Genomic DNA, 17,316 nt, shown 5'->3' on the forward strand with positions numbered 1-17,316 from the left:
GCTGCTGACAAAGCCTGACAGCAGCAGCATCGACAATGGCGGCATGGCGACGCCGCAGAACATCCCTCCACAGCTCCCCGAGCGCTTGATCGCGCATCTGGACATGGACGCGTTCTACGCCTCCGTGGAGTTGCTGCGTTACCCCGACCTGAAGGGTCAGGCGGTGGTAATAGGCGGGCGCCGCAGCCACGCACCGGTGACGCTGGAAGACGGCAGCCGGCGCTATTCCAGACTGCGCGACTACACCGGCCGCGGCGTCATCACGACCTCGACCTATGCGGCCCGCGACCTCGGCGTGTTCTCGGGCATGGGCCTGATGAAGGCGGCCTTGCGCGCGCCCGACGCCATCCTCTTGCCGACCGACTTTGACGCCTACCGCTTGTACTCGCGCCTGTTCAAGGCGGCCGTGGCCGAGCTGGCGCCGGTGATCGAGGACCGGGGTATTGACGAGATCTACATTGACCTGAGCGACATCCCCGGCATCCGCGAAGCCGTCGGCCACGACCCGCTGGGCGGCGTGCGGGCGATCGCCCGCGAGATCAAGAATTCGGTCTTTCGTGCCACCGGCCTGACCTGCTCGATCGGCATCACGCCCAACAAGCTGCTCTCCAAGATTGCCTCCGATCTGGACAAGCCCGACGGCATCACCATCTTGACCGAGGCCGATATCCCGACCCGCATCTGGCCCTTGGGCGTGCGCAAGGTCAACGGCATCGGCCCAAAAGCGGCGGCCAAGCTCTTGGCGCTGGGCATAGAAACGGTCGCCGAGCTGGCGGCCGCCGAGCCGCCAATGCTGATCGGCCAATTCGGCAACAGCTTCGGCGCCTGGCTGCACGAAGCGGCACATGGGCGCGACAAGCGCGCCGTGGTCACGCACAGCGAGCCGGTATCGATCAGCCGCGAGACGACCTTCGAGCGCGACCTGCACGCGGTGCTCGACAAGGCCGAGTTGGGCGCCGTCTTCACCCGGCTGTGCGAGCAGTTGGCCAGCGACCTGACGCGCAAGGGTTATCAGGGCCGCACGATCGGGCTGAAGCTGCGTTTTGAGGGCTTTCACACCGTCACGCGAGACCTGACCCTGGAGTTGCCAACCCAGGACGCGCAGGCCATCCGCCGCGCGGCCGGAGCCTGCCTGAAGCGGGTGCCGCTGGACAAGCGGATTCGGCTGCTGGGCGTGCGGGTCGGGGGGCTGAGCCGGCCGGGGGTGCCTGACCTGGGGGCGGGCAAGCGCGCGCGGCTCAAACCAGCAGCAAGCGGGCCAAAGCCGGAGAACTTGGCCTTGTTTTGAGTACCCCACAAAGCTTCGACTCCGCGCGGCAGCGCTGCAACACCCCGGACAAGGCCGCAATGACAGCGCGCGGCCAAGCCGTTATCCTTGCGGCGGGTCTGGACGCGCTTGCCCGCGTCGAAGCGGCCCACAAAGCCCGGAGTGCCGACCAAGTGCCTGTTCCCTGTTCTGCGCTGGAAGACCTGCTCAAACGCTTGGCCCAAATGGCCAAGCGGCACCCGCTGTGCGCGCAGCGCCGCTATGCAACGCTGGAGCAAGCGATGCGTAGCCAAGGCCGGCTGGCCGAGGCGATAGACACCCTGTATATCCGCTTCAATCTGCTCGAACATAGAGGCCGCGCCCAAGAGTTGCGCGGCAGCTTGAGCCAGGCTCAACAGCAGGCCGCTTCGGCCGGCTTGCAAGCCCAAGCCGCCCGCATGTTCGAGGCGCTAGGCCGGATTGCCTACCAAGTTGGCGACTACCTGGAGGCCACCGAAAAATGGTCAAGAGCGGTCGACCTGGCACAGTTGGCGGGAGAACTCCGCGTCGGTGTGGCGGCACGCATCGGCTTGGGGCAGATCCATTACGCCGTCGGTGCATGGGACAGTGGCCGGCGCTTTCACCGCGACGCCGCCAACTTGCTGGCCAATCTGGACGACAGCTATCTGGAGGCCAAGCTGGCGCTCAATCTGGGCGTTGGCAACCTGGAGAACTCGCAACTCGAAGAAGCCGAGCGGCAGTTCAAGGAAGGTTTGGCGGCGGCGCGGCGCGGCCAACACCAGGAGTTTGAAGCGGAGGCCTTGTGGCAAATGGCGCGAGTCTTGCTGGCCCGCGGCCAAGCCGATTTGGCCACGCAACCCTGCCGCATGGCGCTTGATCTGGCCTCAAGCCTGGGGCACTCCTGGTTAGAAAGTGTGGCCAGCCAAACCTGGACCGAAATTGCCTTGGAGCGCAACGATCAGGGCGAGGCGTTAAAGAGCGCCCAATTCGCACTTGAGCGGGCACAGCGCATTCAATCGCGGGCGCAGGAAAGCCGCTCGCACCAGCAGTTGGCTCAGCTCTATCAAGCGCAAGGCGATTTGAATCTGGCGCTCAAACATCTTTGGCGGCATGTCAAGGTGCAAGCCGAAATAGAACGCCTGAACCTGCCCGAGCGGCTGGCCAAACTGGCCCATTACGACATCTCGCGCAAGCCGCCGGAAATCATGTTGCTGGAGCTATCGAACCAGCAGTGGCCGCTCAACAACGCCGACGATATCGGCAAGGCCTGCATGGAGCTGACCGAAAAAGCCCGCCAGATCCTGTCGCTGGACGGGGTCAGCTTTTGGTGGGCAAACGAGTTGCCCGGCGTTTATGCACTGCAGCAGCATGCCGGCTTGGACGAACAAAGCCGCGGCTTCAGCTTGAGCTCCCCAGACCAGGCGAGCTACCTGGAAATGTTGACGCAACGGGGCGTGCCTCTGGTGCTGGCGGATCTGCGCCTTCACCCCTGCCTGAACGAGTTTCTGGGGTTGCCCGGCATCGAGCAGGCAAGTTCACAAATCGAGATCCCCTTGTTCGTGCAGCAGCAATTGCGCGCCGTCTTGTGGCTGACTCAGACCGGCCAGAGGGCCTGGACGCGCGAAGACCAGTTGCAAGCAAGTCATCTGGGCAAGGTCTTTGAGCGCGTGCTGTTGAGTGCCGATCTGGCCCTCGCCCAACAAACACAGGCCTCGATGGAGCAAGAGAAGGCCGACGCCTTGGGCCGCCTGGTGGCCGGCGTCGCGCATGAGGTCAACACGCCGATCGGCGTGGCCGTTACGGCCGCGTCCAGCGTGTCCGACAACGCTCAGCGCCTGGTCGACATATTGGCCGGCGACCGGATCAGCCGCAACGAGTTGCAGCAATTGTCGGTCCGCTTGAAGACCGGCTCCGAGTTGGTGGAGCGCAATCTGGAGCGTGCCGCCGCCTTGATCGGGAATTTCAAAAAGGTCACCGTCGATCAAGCCTCAGAGGCGGTCAGCGAGTTCAACTTGGCCGACTACCTAAGCAGCGTGCTGTCGGTGCTCAGCCCCGCGCTGCGCAAGGCGGCAGTGGAGGTTTCGCTCGACGTCAACACCGAGATCGAACTTTGCATGGCCTCCGGTCTGCTGACCCAAGTGCTGTCCAACCTGGTCATGAACGCGATCAATCACGCCTTCCCGGAACGCCGCGGCGGCAAGATTTTGATCAGTGCCCGGCTTCATGGGCGCCAGGTCTTGCTCGATGTGACGGACGACGGTGTCGGGGCGAGCGCGGCCGTGCGGGCTCGCATGTTCGAACCCTTCTTCACCACCAAGCGCGGCAAGGGTGGCTCAGGCCTGGGGCTCTATATCGTGCAGTCGATCGTGCAGCGCCTCGGCGGCAGCATCGAGTTGCCGGAGGTCGAACAAGGACTCTGTGTGCGGGTTCGATTGCCGCTTGAGCCGGTATCGGCTGAGTGCTGAGCAGTCTCAGGGCTTGCGCGTCGGCAAACTCCATAACCACCAGGCCACGCAGGCACAGCAAGCCGCCGGCAGCCAAGCCCAGAGCAGCGGCAGCTTGAATGCCGCCGTGACCGAGCCGATAGCCATCATCACCGTGGCCAACTGTTTGGCCCGCAGCGGCACCGCCCGCGTCGCGCGCCAGTCGCGCACCATCGGGCCGAATAGTTTGTGATTGAGCATCCAGCGCTCGCAGCGACTGCTGCCACGCGAGAAACAAAACGCCGCCAGCAGCACAAAAGGCGTGGTCGGCAGCAGCGGCACAAAGATGCCGACGAAGCCAAGCACCAGGCAAGCGATGCCGGCCAGCAACCACAGCACGCGCTGCCAGGTGGGCAAGGGACTTGCGAGATTCTCAGCGACTGGCATCGGCTACTCATTGGTGGCAAAAATGGAAACGACAAACTGCGTCCGCGTTCAACATTCTCTCAGCTCGCTCCGCTAGCATTAGCGCCAACAAGACCTTAAAACACCCAGAGACCTCACCATGCCCGTGATCACCTGCATCGAAGACCTGCGCATCCTGGCCCAAAAGCGCGTGCCGAGAATGTTCTACGACTATGCCGATTCCGGCTCATGGACCGAAGGCACCTACCGCGCCAACTCGGCGGACTTCCAGGCCATCAAGCTGCGCCAGCGGGTTGCGGTGAATCTGGAAAACCGCTCCACCGCCACGCAGATGATTGGCGTCGATGTAGCGATGCCGGTCGCGATTGCGCCGACCGGACTGACCGGCATGCAGCATGCCGACGGCGAGATTCTGGCCGCCCGCGCGGCCGAAAAATTCGGCATCCCCTTCACCTTGTCGACGATGAGCATCTGCTCGATCGAAGACGTCGCCGGCCGCACGCAGGCGCCGTTCTGGTTTCAGCTCTACGTGATGAAGGACCGCGCCTATATTGAACGTTTGATCGACCGGGCCAAGGCCGCACGCTGTGGCGCTCTTGTACTGACGCTGGACTTGCAGATCCTCGGCCAGCGTCACAAAGACATCAAGAACGGCCTGTCCGCGCCGCCGAAGCCGAGCATCGCCAACCTGATCAATCTGATGACCAAGCCACGCTGGTGCCTGGGCATGTTGGGCACACCCAGGCGGCAGTTCGGCAATATCGTCGGCCATGTCAAGGGTGTCGAGAACATGGGCTCCTTGTCCGAATGGACCGCCCAGCAGTTCGACACTGCGCTCAATTGGGGCGATGTCGAGTGGATCAAAAAACGCTGGGGCGGCAAGCTGATTTTGAAAGGCATACAGGACGTCGAAGATGCAAGGCTGGCCGTCAACTCGGGCGCTGATGCCTTGATCGTCAGCAACCACGGTGGGCGCCAACTCGACGGCGCCGAGTCCAGCATCCACGCGCTGCCCGCCATCGTCGAGGCGGTGGGCAAGCAGATCGAGGTGCATATGGACGGCGGCATCCGTTCGGGCCAGGATGTGCTGAAGGCGCGCGCGCTGGGCGCGCGCGGTACCTATATCGGCCGGGCGTTTTTGTACGGCCTGGGGGCGATGGGCGAAGCCGGTGTCAGCAAAGCGCTGGAGATCATCCACAAGGAGTTGGATCTGACCATGGCGTTTTGCGGCCATACGCGAATCGATCAGGTCGGGCCCGGCGTCTTGCTACCGCCCAGAATGCGCTGAACTTTTCCGGGCCAGCGCGCTGGCCCCTCAGCGCTCCAAACGCCGCACCTTGGCGGTCTCGTTGCTGGCCTCGAACTCCATCACATAAGTGCCCATAATGCCGCGGCGTACCTTGACCTTGGGGTTCTTCAAATAGAGCACGGCCGAGCTGTCGTCCACGATCTGCCAAAGCTGCCCATTGGCGAACCGGATCACATGCTTGGGGCCCCAACCCTCAAACAGCCCGCTGATTTCGCTTTCGACCTCCTGAGCTTCGGACTTGCGGGCCTGCTGCTCCAGGCCGAAGCCGGCTGCGGCCGGCGCTGCCGCCGGGGCAGCAGCGGGAACAAGCGCAGGCGCTGCAGCCAGAGCAACTTGGCCTGCCGTCTTTCTGCCCGCCACCTGCGCGTCCACCCAGCCGTCGTAGCAAAGCAGCCTGGCTTGCGCATCCGCCAAAGCCCTGCATTGCTCAAGCGCCACCGGCTGTGCAGGGACCGTCAGCCAAGTCAATGCGAGGCCCAGGCCCGCTACCGGGCCCATGAATTTACGCGTTAGTTTCATCATGCCTAAGTCAATCGTGAACAGCTGAGTTCAGCATAGCATTTGGATCTCCAGCCCATGCCGCGTGCCGACAAAGGTCTAGTCGGCAAGCAACAACTTCAGCCCCTTGACCCGCAAGCTCTTGAGAACCTTGATGCTGATCTCGCAAGGCCGGTGTATCCCGGCCGACGCTCGCGCCCCAAACCCGCCTTACTTGACCACCATCAGCGTGAACGGCCAGACATAGGCCTGCAGCGTCACCAGCACGCCGACCAGACTGGCCAGGGCGATCGAATGGAAGAAGACAAAGCGCAGGATGTCGCCTTCATGGTTGAACCAGCGTGTGGCGGTGGACGCCACCACGATCGACTGCGCATCGATCATCTTGCCCATCACACCGCCCGAGCTATTGGCCGCCCCCATCAAGTTCGGCGACAAGCCCAGTTGCTCGGCCGCGACCCGCTGCATGCCACCGAACAACACGTTAGAGGCGGTGTCAGAACCCGTCATCGCCACGCCGATCCAGCCCATCAAGGTGCCGAAGAAGGGGTAGAACACGCCGCTATTGGCGAAGGCCAGGCCCAGCGTGGTGTCGGTACCCGAGAAGCGGGTCAGCGTGCCCAGACCCAGCATCAAGACGATGGTCAGCAGCGAATAGCGCACCAGCCAGAAGGTACGCACAAAGGTGCGGGCAATTTCCATCGGCCGGTACTTCATCACCAGCGCGCCAACGATGGCCGACAGCAGGATGCCGGTACCGGTGGCCGAGAGCAGACCCAAGACATAGACGGCACCTTCCTTGGTCGGCTTGAGCACCACCGGCGGCATCTTCTCGACCAGATTGTGCAGACCGGCCATCGGGAAGCTTGGCGCGTAAAGGCTGTTAAGAAAGGCCTTGACCGGCGGCAAGCCCCAGACGAACACGAATACGGTCAGGATCAACCAGGGTGTCCAGGCGCGCGCCAATTCGGCACGTGAGTAGTGCTGAATCGGCTCGGCCGCCTTGGCCTCGCCGCCGTCGGTCTCATGGCCCTTCAGATTCGGCGAGGTCCAGATCTTCTTTGGCTGCCAGACGCGCAGGAACAGCACCAGGCTGGCCATCGAGACAATCGCCGCGATGATGTCGACCAACTCGGGGCCGATGAAGTTCGACACCATGTATTGCGGAATCGCAAACGACAGGCCGGTGACCAGAATGGCGGGCCAGATTTCCATCATCGCCTTGCGCCCGGCAAAGGCCCAGATCAGCCAGAACGGCACCAGCAACGAGAAGAACGGCAGCTGCCGGCCAATCATCGCGGTAACCTCCATCAGGTCATAGCCGTGCACCTTGGCCAGCGTGATGACCGGCGTGCCGAGCGCACCGAAAGCGACCGGCGCGGTGTTGGCAATCAGGCTCAGGCCCGAGGCGGCGAGTGGCGAGAAGCCCAGGCCGATCAGGATGCCGGCCGTCACCGCAACCGGGGTGCCGAAACCCGCCGCGCCCTCGAAGAATGCGCCGAAGCAGAACGCGATCAAGAGCAGTTGCAAACGCCTGTCATCGGTGATGCCCGACAGCGAGGCCTGCAAGACCTTGAAGCTGCCGTTTTGCTCGGCCAGTTGCTGCAGAAAGATGATGTTGAGCACGATCCAGCCGATCGGCAACAGGCCGGTGAAGCCGCCATACATGGCCGCCGTGCCCGCCATGCCGACCGGCATGCCGTAGGCGAACACCGCCACCAACACGGCGGTCAGCAGACCAAGCCCGGCGGCGATATGCGCTTTGATGTGAAGAAAGCCCAAGGACACTAGCATCACCACCACCGGCGTGGCCGCCAGCAAGGTGGAAATCACCATATTTCCGAACGGGTCGTAGATCTGTTGCCAACTCATGTTTGTCTCCTTGGGTCGATGAAAAAATAGCGACGGCCTAGCAACTCGTTTGCAGCGACTCGCGACTGCATTCCTCGAGCAGATAGGCGATCGATCGATAGCTGCGCCCGGTCTCGGCCGTCAGGCCGATCTCGCAGGTTCGGTTGGTCGACACGCCCGAGCAGCAATTGCTCGGCAGCGCCGCGTGAACCTTGCGCAGCGCGTGGCGATTGAGCTCGGGCACGGCGAAGCCACGGTCGCCACCAAAACCGCAGCAGCCGACACCGGTCGGCTCGATGATTTGTTCACTACAGGCGTTCAACAACGCACGCAGCTTGGCGTCACTCTCTTGACGACGCACGCTGCAATTGATGTGCAGCGCGATGGGCCCGGCCTGGCGCGTGATGCGCAGGCGCGGCAACAACGCGTCATGGGCGAATTCGTGGAAGTCATACAGGCGCAAGTTCGAAGGCAGTCCGGCGAGGATTTGCTGCAAGCGTGCCGAGCAAGCGCTGGCATCCGAGATGACCGGGTAATAGCCGCCTTGGCCGTCATCGGCCGCCGCCAGCAAGGCCGCCACGACGGCCTCGGCCATCGCACCGGCCGCCTCGGCCTGGCCCTTGCTGGCCAAGCTCTGGCCGCAGCAAAGCTTGTCAAAATCCTTGGGCAGACGCGGCGCGTAGCCGGCACGCACCAACAAGTCGCTGACGACCTCCGGCAAGCTCGCCTCAGCGGAATGATTGGCGCCAAAAATGCGGCCGGCACAGGCCGGGAAATAGACCACCGGATCACCGGCGCCGCGGTAAGACCGGGGCGGCTTGCCGGCACGCGGCATGCCGGCCTTCCAGGCACCGCCGGTCAGGCGCGCCAGTGGGCCGTCGCCGATCACGCCGGCGGCCATTTGGCCGGCGCTCAAGGCCAGCCTTGCCACCCCGACCACGCTGCCGAAATGGTCAGCGGTCCAAGCCCCAAGCCTGCGCGCGACCGGGCTGCTTTGGCGGCCGCGCAGCAAACGCGTCAACTCGCCGGTGTCGATGCCGACCGGGCAGGCGGTGGAGCACAGGCCGCAGCCGGCGCAGGTGTCCAGGCCCTGGTAGGCAAAGGCGGTCTCCAGCTCGCCGGACGGCTCGCCCGCGGCCGCGCGCCGCGACAGCTCGCGCCAGCTGACGATGCGCTGGCGCGGTGAAAGCGTCAGCCCATGCGACGGGCAATGCGGCTCGCAGAACCCGCATTCAATGCAGCGGTCGATCAGCGACTCGGCCGACGGCATCGGTTTCAGATGCTGCAGATGCGCTTGCTGATCGGGGTTGAGGATAACGCCTGGGTTGAGCAGATGCTGCGGATCGAGCAGTTGCTTGATCCTGTGCATCAAGGCGGTCGCCTGGGCGCCCCACTCGCGCTCGACAAAGGGCGCCATATTGCGGCCGGTGCCATGCTCGGCCTTCAAGGAGCCGTCGTACTTGTCGACCACCAGCGCGCAGACCGCCTCCATCAATTTTTCATAACGGTCCAGCTCGACTGCGCCGGAGAAGTCCTGGGTGAAGACAAAGTGCAGATTGCCCTCCAGCGCATGGCCGAAGATGATGGCCTCGTCGTAACCATGGCGCTGCAACAGCGCCTGCAGATCAAGCGTCGCCGCCGCCAGCGATTCGAGCGGAAAGGCGACGTCCTCGATGATCACCGTCGTGCCGGCGCGGCGCATCGCACCGACCGAGGGGAAAGTGCCCTTGCGCACCTTCCAGTACATCTCGCAGGTGGCGGGGTCGGTGGCAAAGGCCGGCGCCTCGATGGTTTCGATGCCGGTCAGTGCCGCCAGCACGGCGCCGCTGCGCAACTGCAGGGCGACAGCGGTTTCGGCCCTCACCTCGATCAACAAGGCTGCTGCGTCGGCGCCCAGCGTGCGCATCACGGCGGGCAGGCCGGGCTTGTACTCGACCGAGCGCAGCGCGGCGCGGTCAAGCAACTCCACCGCCGCGACCGGCGTCGCCTTCAAACGCGTCACCGCCTGGCAAGCGATCTCTATGCTGGGGAAGAACAACAAAGCGCTGGCCTTGCAGGGGTCCTCGACCACCGTGCTCAGCGTCAAGCTAGCGATGAAACCCAGCGTACCTTCCGAGCCGATCATCAGGTGAGCGAGGATGTCTATGGGGTTCTCGAAGTCGATCAGCGCATTGAGGCTGTAGCCGGTGGTGTTCTTGATCTTGTACTTGCGGCGGATGCGTGCGGCCAAGGCATCGTCCGCCCGGGTGGCGCGGCCCATTTGCGCGAGTTCGGCCAGCAACGCGGCATGGCTGACGCGAAACGCGGCCACGCTGGCGGCGTCCTCGGTGTCGAGTCGGCTGCCGTCGGCCAGCAGCACGCGCAGGCCGGCCAGCGTTTGATAACTGTTGTGCGCGGTGCCGCAGCACATGCCCGAGGCGTTGTTGGCGGCGATGCCACCGATCTTGCAGGTGTTGATGGAGGCCGGATCAGGGCCGATCTTGCGGCCGTATGGTGCCAAACGGGCGTTGACCTCGGCGCCGATAAGGGCTGGGCCCATCTTGACGCTGGTGGCATCGGCGCCGATCTCGCAGCCGGCAAAACCTTCGCCGATCAGCGCCAGCACGCCGTCGGTCACCGCCTGGCCCGACAAGCTGGTGCCGGCGGCACGGAAGGTGACCTTGCGGCCATGCTCGCGCGACGCCCGCAGCAAGGCCTGCACCTGCGGCTCCGATTCGACCCGCACCACCAACTCCGGGGTCAGCCGGTAGAAGCTCGCGTCGGTGCCGTAGGCCAGACGACGCAGCGGGTCGGTGATCAGTTGCTCCGCCGGCAGCAAGCGGGCCAAGTCTTGCAAAAAGGTGTTCATGGCCGTCCGCCCCCAATCACCCCGATCGAAAAAATACGGGCGCCACATGGCGCATGTGGAAAGGACTTTGGGTTTTGACGGGGGTCTTTTGAATTCACTCCGGCCTCAGCTTCCTTGAGTGGTTAAATGGTCTTACCAGTTAACCAAATGTTAGAAGACTCGAAAATGGATTGAATAGGTGTTTCCCCTTGGTGACATGGGCTGGCACGCGCGACAATCGTGTACCATTTGAATGGTCTTACCACTTGCCTTAGCCATGACATTGAACCGATCTGCCGTGCCCCGCCTTGCCGATACGGTTGCTGCTGAGCTTGAAAAACGCATCCTCGAGGGCTCGCTCAAGCCTGGTGACGCCCTGCCCTCAGAGCGAACTCTTGCGCTGGACCTGGGCGTCTCGCGGCCCTCGCTGCGGGAGGCCATCCAGAAGTTGGTCTTGAAGGGTTTGCTGAGCACGCGCCATGGCGCCGGCACCTATGTCACCGACAAGTTGGAGGCGCATTTCGCGGACCCTTGGCAGGAGATGGTCAAGGATCACCCGATGCTGCACCGGGATCTGCTTGAGTTCAGGCAAATGCTGGAAAGCCAAGCCGCGGGCTTGGCCGCCGAGCGGGCCACAGACCTTGATATCAAGCGTCTGGACGCGCTCTATGCAAAGATGGAACTCGCCTACGACGGCGAGGATTTGGCGGTATCGATCAATGCCGATGTGGCCTTCCACCAAGCGATTGCCGAGGCCGCCCACAATGTCTTGATTGGGCATTTGACCGCCAGCCTGATGCGTGCGATCCACGGCCATGTATCGACCAATCTGGAGCATCTGCACACGCGCCCGCAACGCTGGGAGCAATTGAGGGCCCAGCACCGCGCCATTTGGCAAGCTATTCGCGAGCGCAATCCGGCAAAAGCGGAGCAAGCCGCGCGCGCCCATATCGAATTCGTGCGCGACAGCATCGAACACAATTCAAAGGAAGAGGAGCGCCGCTCCAGCGCCTTGCGCCGTTCGAACGATTGATTTGCTTGAGGACTGGACCACAAATCTCGCGGCCGCTTTGGTGAAGCCCACATTTTTGGACGAAAAAAAAATGCCCAAGTCGTTGATTTACTTGGGCATTTTCACTTTCTTGCATCCCCTGGGATGCTAAATTGGTGGAGCCGGGGGGAATTGAACCCCCGTCCGCAAGCCATCACCGGGCAGTTCTACATGCTTAGCCGTCTGATTTGAATCTCACGGTTGAATCGCGCAGTGGCACGCTATCCTTCCCGCCAGTCACTTGATCTTGTCCTGTACCTTGTAACCCGATGCAGAACCAGCCAATGTGTATGACTTCTCAGCCTTCAGCCTTGCGACTTAAGCCCGGCCCATTGGCCAACCGTTGAGAAGCTCACGCGCAATTAAGCGGCGAGTGCGAACGTAGAGTCGTTTGCAGTTACTTTGTTTCCAGTGGTTTTACGAGCGAACTGGTGCTCGGCATGCCCTACTCCGGATCCGCACCCACGTCGAAACCTGGTCGGCCCCAGAACTGTGTATTTTAAGCCAATCCGAGCAACTTCAAGATCCCGGATGGCGAAGAAAGAATAATATCGGCATTCCAGGCCTCAATCGGCTTGCCATTGCCCAAATATCCCCAGCCCGCTGCCACCGTACCCATGCCAGCAGCCCGACCGGCAATGATGTCGCGCTCATCGTCTCCGATATAGACGCAGCGCTGCGGATCTATGCCGCCGCGTTTGGCCGCCTCGAGCAGCGGCGCGGGATGCGGCTTCGCATGCGCTGTTGTATCCCCGCCAATGACGGCAAAGGCCGCCTCATCCAAACCCAGCTCGCGCGTCAGCGGCAGGGCAAATCGCTCGGCCTTATTGGTGACGATGCCCCATGGAATACCAGCAAGCCTAAGCCCACTCAGCAACTCTAGCACCTGATCAAACAGCTGCGTTTCTCGCGCCATACGCGCTTCATAGCGATCCAAGAACTCGCTCCTGCTGGCTTCGTAATCGCTGTGAGCGGGGGTCATTTGCAGCGCCACTTCCAACATGCCGCGCGCGCCAGTACCCACCAACGGCCGCAGAGTTTCCAGCGGCAACGCAGCCAAACCCCGGCTCAAACGCATTTCATTGGCTGCACCGGCCAAATCCGGTGCGCTATCGACCAAAGTGCCGTCAAGGTCAAATAGCAGTGCATGAATGGCGGAAGGTGAATCTTGCCATTTCCTGGGGCAATCAAATGTCATAACGGTCTGCGACAAGCGACAAGGTAATTGACATCGGTATCCGAGCCCAAGCTGTAGCGCTGAGTCAAAGGGTTGTAACTCAGGCCTCGGCTGCTTTGCAGATCCAAGCCCGCATCACGACAGAATTGCGCCAACTCCGAAGGCCGCAAGAAACGCGCATATTCATGCGTGCCGGCCGGCAGCATCTTCAACACATACTCTGCGCCCAGGATGGCAAACAAGAAGGACTTGACGTTTCTGTTCAGCGTCGACAAAAAGACCCAGCCGCCCGGCTTGACCAACTCGGCGCAAGCACGCACGACCGAGGACGGATCGGGCACATGCTCAAGCATTTCCATGCAAGTCACAACATCGAAACTGGCGGGCCGCTCGGCGGCCAAGGCCTCAACCGCGACTTCACGGTAGTCCACACCCTCGGTGCCGGTTTCCATCGCATGCAGTTGCGCGACCTTGAGCGCCTTGGTCGCCAGATCGATACCCAGCACTTGGGCGCCGCGACGGGCCATCGAGTCACTCAGGATGCCACCGCCGCAACCGACATCCAGCACTTGCTTGCCGGCCAATGGGCTAAAGCCACAAATCCAGTCCAGACGCAAAGGATTTATTTGGTGGAGCGGCTTGAACTCGCTCTCGGTATCCCACCAGCGGTGGGCCAAATCGCCAAACTTGGCAAGCTCTTGAGGGTCGGCGTTGATCATCATGGCGCAATCGTAGCGGGTTGACGTTGAGGGGAAGTAAACAGGCTCTTTTGGCGCTTTGCCATTGGGTATTGACTCTTCAGCCACAAAGCCGCTTAACCAAAAGAAAAAACCCCGCATCAGCGGGGTTTTTGATTTCAGCAAAACAAGCGCCAAGGCGCTTGCTAGCTGATTACTTGGTGTCGCGTGTACCGACCACTTCGATCTCAACACGGCGGTTCTTGGCACGGCCTTCGGCGGTCTTGTTGTCAGCAACAGGAGCCTTCTCGCCCTTGCCTTCGGTGTAGACGCGATTCTTCTCGGCGCCCAAGCTCACCAAATACGCCTTGACGGCTTCCGAACGACGGACCGACAGTTTCTGGTTGTATTCATCGGTACCGACCGAGTCGGTGTGACCCACGGCGATGATGACTTCCAGATTCAGCGCCTTGGTCTTGCCGTACAGGTCGGCCAACACGGTCTTGCCTTCTGGCTTCAGCACAGACTTGTCGAAGTCAAAGAATGCGTCAGCGGCGAAGGTGACCTTCTCGCTGGTTGGCTTTGGAGGAACAACCACTGGCTTAGGAGCAACAGGAGCAACAACCGGAGGTGGGGTTGGAGCAACAGGTGCGGCCTTAACAGCAGGCTTCAAAGCACCGTCGCATTCCTGGAGTGCCGTCGCTGGCGTCCAGTTGCTGTCACGCCAGCACAACTCGTTGGTACCGTTCTTAACAGCGGTACCGTCTGCGGCGCGCCAGTTATCAACGGTCTGTTGTGCGGTCTGCGCGAAAGCGCCGGACGCGGCAACCGCTGCGATAGCGAAAAGCGACGCCACTCGATTCAATTTCTTCATGATTCTCCTCTCAAGGAATGCCGCAGTTGCCCTGCGATTGCCTAGTACTGGAACAAAAAACCTCGGAAACTCCCACAGTACGGGTTTCTCCTAGGGACTCATCGATTGTGCCATAGGGCACCGATAACTTCGTATTGTGGCGGGGCTTGGCGACAAGGTTCGCGGCAATGTTGCGCCGCTGCTACAGCCGCAGGCCTTTAGAATGCCGGTTCCTGTCCCCAACGATGCAGGCCGCCCCCGCTGGGTGCGAGCCGAGCACATAGAGCATGACCCAGTTCGCCAAGGAAACATTGCCCATCAGCCTCGAAGAGGAAATGCGGCGCTCATACCTCGATTACGCGATGAGCGTGATTGTGGGTCGTGCTCTACCCGATGCACGAGACGGCTTGAAGCCGGTGCATAGGCGCGTGCTCTACGCGATGCACGTGCTTAATAACGATTGGAATCGACCCTACAAAAAATCTGCCCGTATCGTCGGCGATGTGATTGGTAAATATCACCCACACGGCGATACCGCGGTGTATGACACCATCGTGCGGATGGCGCAAGATTTCTCGATGCGCCATATGCTGGTCGATGGCCAGGGTAATTTCGGCTCGGTCGACGGCGATAACGCCGCCGCGATGCGATATACCGAAATCCGTTTGGCGAAAATCGCGCATGAAATGCTGGCCGATATTGACAAAGAAACCGTCAATTTCGGACCAAACTATGACGGCTCGGAAAGCGAACCGCTGGTATTGCCGACAAGGCTGCCGAGTTTGCTGGTCAATGGTTCGACCGGTATTGCGGTCGGCATGGCCACCAACATCCCGCCGCACAACCTCAATGAGGTCATCGACGCCTGCCTGCATGCGCTGAAGAACCCCGATGTCACCATCGACGAATTGATGGAAATCATCCCGGCGCCGGACTTTCCGACCGCCGGCATCATCTACGGCCTGTCGGGTGCCCGAGACGGCTACCGCACTGGACGCGGCAAGGTGGTGATGCGCGCCAAGGTCCACTTCGAGGACATCGACAAGGGCTCGCGTCAGTCCATCATCGTTGACGAGATCCCCTATCAGGTCAACAAGAAGACCTTGCTGGAGCGCATCGCCGAGCTGGTGCACGAGAAGAAGATCGAAGGCATTAGCCACATCCAGGACGAGAGCGACAAGTCCGGCATGCGGGTGGTGATCGAGCTCAAGCGCGGCGAAGTGCCCGAGGTGGTGCTGAACAATCTGTACAAGCAGACTCAGCTGCAAGACACCTTCGGCATGAATATGGTCGCGCTGATCGACGGCCAGCCCAAGCTGTGCAATCTGAAAGAGCTGATCATCGTCTTCCTGGAGCATCGCCGCGAGGTGGTGACGCGCCGGACGATTTTCGAGTTGCGCAAGGCGCGCGACCGCGGTCATGTGCTGGAAGGTCTGGCCGTTGCGATGGCCAATATCGATGAGTTCATCGCCACCATCAAGGCCTCGCCGACGCCGCCTGTGGCCAAGGCCGCCTTGATGGCCAAGAGCTGGGATTCCTCGCTGGTGCGCGAGATGCTGGCACGCGCCGAGGGTGACACCGAAGGCGGCCGCAACGCCTACCGCCCGGAAGGTCTGCCGCCGGCCTACGGTCTGCAGAGCGATGGCTTGTACCGACTCTCCGACGAGCAAGCGGGCGAAATCTTGCAGATGCGTTTGCAGCGCTTGACCGGCCTGGAGCAGGACAAGATCGTCGCCGAGTATCGCGAAGTGATGGCACAGATCGCCGATTTACTCGACATTCTGGCCAAACCCGCCCGCGTCACCGCCATCATCGTCGATGAGCTGACGCAGGTTCGCCTGGAGTTCGGCCAGACCAAGATCGGCGCGCGCCGCAGCTCGATCGAGCACAACCCGCAAGAGCTCGGCACCGAGGACTTGATCACGCCGACCGATATGGTGGTGACACTCTCGCACACCGGCTATATCAAGAGCCAGGCGCTGAGCGAATACCGCGCACAAAAGCGTGGCGGGCGCGGCAAGCAAGCGACCCAGACCAAGGACGATGATTGGGTCGACCAACTCTTCATTGCCAATACGCATGACTGGCTGCTGTGCTTCAGCAACCGTGGCCGCGTTTACTGGCTGAAGGTCTGGGAAGTACCGCAGGGCTCACGCGCGTCGCGCGGCAAGCCCATCGTCAATATGTTCCCGCTGCAGCAAGACGAAAAAATCACCGTCGTGTTGCCGCTAACCGGCGAGTTCCGCGTCTTCCCGGAAGGCCATTTCATCTTCATGGCCACCGCCTTGGGCACGGTCAAGAAGACCTCGCTGGAAGACTTCGCCAACCCGCGCAAGTCCGGCATCATCGCGATCGCGCTGGACGAAGGCGATCACCTGATCGGTGCCGCGCTGACCGACGGCAAGCACGATGTGATGCTGTTCAGCGACGGCGGCAAGGCGGTGCGCTTTGACGAGGACGATGTGCGCTCGCTGGGCCGCACCGCGCGCGGCGTGCGCGGCATGATGTTGGAGCCCGAGCAGCGCCTGATCGCGATGCTGGTGGCCGAAGATGACGGCACGCAATCGGTGCTGACCGCGACCGAAAACGGCTACGGCAAGCGCACCAACATCCTTGAGTACACGCGGCATGGCCGTGGCACCAAGGGCATGATTGCGATCCAGCAAACCGAGCGCAATGGCCGTGTGGTGGCCGCAACGCTGGTGCGTCCGGACGACGAGATCATGCTGATCACCGACCGCGGCGTGCTGGTTCGCACGCGGGTATCGGAAATCCGTGAACTCGGTCGCGCCACCCAAGGCGTGACACTGATTGCACTGGACGACGGCTCTAAACTGTCGGGCCTGCAACGCATCGTTGAAAACGATGCGAATGAAGGCAACACCTCGGAAACAGAAACTCCTGACGGCGCACACACCGAAGACGGTGGCGCCATTGATGACGCTAACAAGGAATAA

At 61.9% G+C, this 17,316-nt stretch carries 12 protein-coding genes and 1 other RNA gene; 5 read left to right on the plus strand and 8 right to left on the minus strand.

The genetic code is table 11. The features are described 5' to 3' along the window. The first annotated feature begins 43 nt into the window (after positions 1-43). On the plus strand, positions 44-1,288 hold the full coding sequence (dinB, locus tag LNV07_RS15215; RefSeq protein ID WP_263572006.1) for a DNA polymerase IV: 1,245 nt from the start codon (positions 44-46) through the stop codon (positions 1,286-1,288). 59 nt (positions 1,289-1,347) lie between these two features. After that, positions 1,348-3,732, plus strand: a complete 2,385-nt coding sequence (locus tag LNV07_RS15220) for a sensor histidine kinase (RefSeq protein ID WP_263572007.1) — start codon at positions 1,348-1,350, stop codon at positions 3,730-3,732. 6 nt (positions 3,733-3,738) lie between these two features. Here LNV07_RS15220 and LNV07_RS15225 read toward each other — a convergent pair whose 3' ends face one another. After that, positions 3,739-4,137 carry a YbaN family protein gene (locus tag LNV07_RS15225; protein WP_263572008.1) on the minus strand — a complete coding sequence of 133 codons (399 nt, stop codon included), beginning with the start codon at positions 4,135-4,137 and terminating at the stop codon, positions 3,739-3,741. A 118-nt stretch (positions 4,138-4,255) separates the two neighbouring features. Between LNV07_RS15225 and LNV07_RS15230 the strand changes: the two genes are divergently transcribed. Next, entirely contained in the window at positions 4,256-5,404 is a 1,149-nt protein-coding gene (locus tag LNV07_RS15230; protein ID WP_263572009.1) for an alpha-hydroxy acid oxidase, read from the plus strand. 27 nt (positions 5,405-5,431) lie between these two features. Here LNV07_RS15230 and LNV07_RS15235 read toward each other — a convergent pair whose 3' ends face one another. The 3 genes from LNV07_RS15235 to LNV07_RS15245 all read right to left on the minus strand — a co-directional run bounded on the left by LNV07_RS15235 (position 5,432) and on the right by LNV07_RS15245 (position 10,622). Beyond that, the gene (locus LNV07_RS15235; RefSeq protein ID WP_263572010.1) at positions 5,432-5,947 is read right to left on the minus strand and encodes a hypothetical protein; all 516 of its coding nucleotides are present in this window, start codon (positions 5,945-5,947) and stop codon (positions 5,432-5,434) included. 186 nt (positions 5,948-6,133) lie between these two features. Further along, complete coding sequence (locus LNV07_RS15240; protein WP_263572011.1) at positions 6,134-7,795, minus strand: L-lactate permease; 1,662 nt, start codon at positions 7,793-7,795, stop codon at positions 6,134-6,136. Positions 7,796-7,832: 37 nt separating this feature from the next. After that, on the minus strand, positions 7,833-10,622 hold the full coding sequence (locus tag LNV07_RS15245; protein ID WP_263572012.1) for an FAD-binding and (Fe-S)-binding domain-containing protein: 2,790 nt from the start codon (positions 10,620-10,622) through the stop codon (positions 7,833-7,835). A 256-nt stretch (positions 10,623-10,878) separates the two neighbouring features. Here LNV07_RS15245 and LNV07_RS15250 point away from each other — a divergent pair, with 256 nt between their 5' ends. Continuing rightward, entirely contained in the window at positions 10,879-11,634 is a 756-nt protein-coding gene (locus tag LNV07_RS15250) for a FadR/GntR family transcriptional regulator (protein WP_263572013.1), read from the plus strand. A 132-nt stretch (positions 11,635-11,766) separates the two neighbouring features. On the opposite strand, the gene ssrA is transcribed toward LNV07_RS15250, so the two are convergent. The 4 genes from ssrA to ompA all read right to left on the minus strand — a co-directional run bounded on the left by ssrA (position 11,767) and on the right by ompA (position 14,380). After that, positions 11,767-12,138, minus strand: a transfer-messenger RNA (tmRNA) gene (gene ssrA / locus LNV07_RS15255). A 13-nt stretch (positions 12,139-12,151) separates the two neighbouring features. After that, positions 12,152-12,850 (minus strand): phosphoglycolate phosphatase, encoded by a 699-nt coding sequence (gene gph / locus LNV07_RS15260; protein ID WP_263572014.1) that lies wholly within the window; start codon positions 12,848-12,850, stop codon positions 12,152-12,154. Next, entirely contained in the window at positions 12,847-13,551 is a 705-nt protein-coding gene (ubiG, locus tag LNV07_RS15265; RefSeq protein WP_263572015.1) for a bifunctional 2-polyprenyl-6-hydroxyphenol methylase/3-demethylubiquinol 3-O-methyltransferase UbiG, read from the minus strand. Before ubiG ends, gph begins: the two co-directional genes overlap by 4 nt. Before the next feature lie 169 nt (positions 13,552-13,720). After that, the gene (gene ompA / locus LNV07_RS15270; protein WP_263572016.1) at positions 13,721-14,380 is read right to left on the minus strand and encodes an outer membrane protein OmpA; all 660 of its coding nucleotides are present in this window, start codon (positions 14,378-14,380) and stop codon (positions 13,721-13,723) included. Between the two features lie 266 nt (positions 14,381-14,646). Here ompA and gyrA point away from each other — a divergent pair, with 266 nt between their 5' ends. Continuing rightward, positions 14,647-17,316: a DNA gyrase subunit A gene (gene gyrA, locus LNV07_RS15275; protein ID WP_263572017.1), complete on the plus strand. Its 2,670-nt coding sequence runs from the start codon at positions 14,647-14,649 to the stop codon at positions 17,314-17,316.

The sequence above is a fragment of the Roseateles oligotrophus genome, assembly GCF_025717515.1.
Classification (GTDB): Bacteria; Pseudomonadota; Gammaproteobacteria; order Burkholderiales; family Burkholderiaceae_C; genus Paucibacter_A; species Paucibacter_A oligotrophus.

Coding starts and splice junctions, on each gene's coding strand:
- dinB (WP_263572006.1), top strand. CDS start 44: ATGGCGACGCCGCAGAACATCCCTCCACAGCTCCCCGAGCGCTTGATC.
- LNV07_RS15220 (WP_263572007.1), top strand. CDS start 1,348: ATGACAGCGCGCGGCCAAGCCGTTATCCTTGCGGCGGGTCTGGACGCG.
- LNV07_RS15225 (WP_263572008.1), bottom strand. CDS start 4,137: ATGCCAGTCGCTGAGAATCTCGCAAGTCCCTTGCCCACCTGGCAGCGC.
- LNV07_RS15230 (WP_263572009.1), top strand. CDS start 4,256: ATGCCCGTGATCACCTGCATCGAAGACCTGCGCATCCTGGCCCAAAAG.
- LNV07_RS15235 (WP_263572010.1), bottom strand. CDS start 5,947: ATGATGAAACTAACGCGTAAATTCATGGGCCCGGTAGCGGGCCTGGGC.
- LNV07_RS15240 (WP_263572011.1), bottom strand. CDS start 7,795: ATGAGTTGGCAACAGATCTACGACCCGTTCGGAAATATGGTGATTTCC.
- LNV07_RS15245 (WP_263572012.1), bottom strand. CDS start 10,622: ATGAACACCTTTTTGCAAGACTTGGCCCGCTTGCTGCCGGCGGAGCAA.
- LNV07_RS15250 (WP_263572013.1), top strand. CDS start 10,879: ATGACATTGAACCGATCTGCCGTGCCCCGCCTTGCCGATACGGTTGCT.
- gph (WP_263572014.1), bottom strand. CDS start 12,850: ATGACATTTGATTGCCCCAGGAAATGGCAAGATTCACCTTCCGCCATT.
- ubiG (WP_263572015.1), bottom strand. CDS start 13,551: ATGATGATCAACGCCGACCCTCAAGAGCTTGCCAAGTTTGGCGATTTG.
- ompA (WP_263572016.1), bottom strand. CDS start 14,380: ATGAAGAAATTGAATCGAGTGGCGTCGCTTTTCGCTATCGCAGCGGTT.
- gyrA (WP_263572017.1), top strand. CDS start 14,647: ATGACCCAGTTCGCCAAGGAAACATTGCCCATCAGCCTCGAAGAGGAA.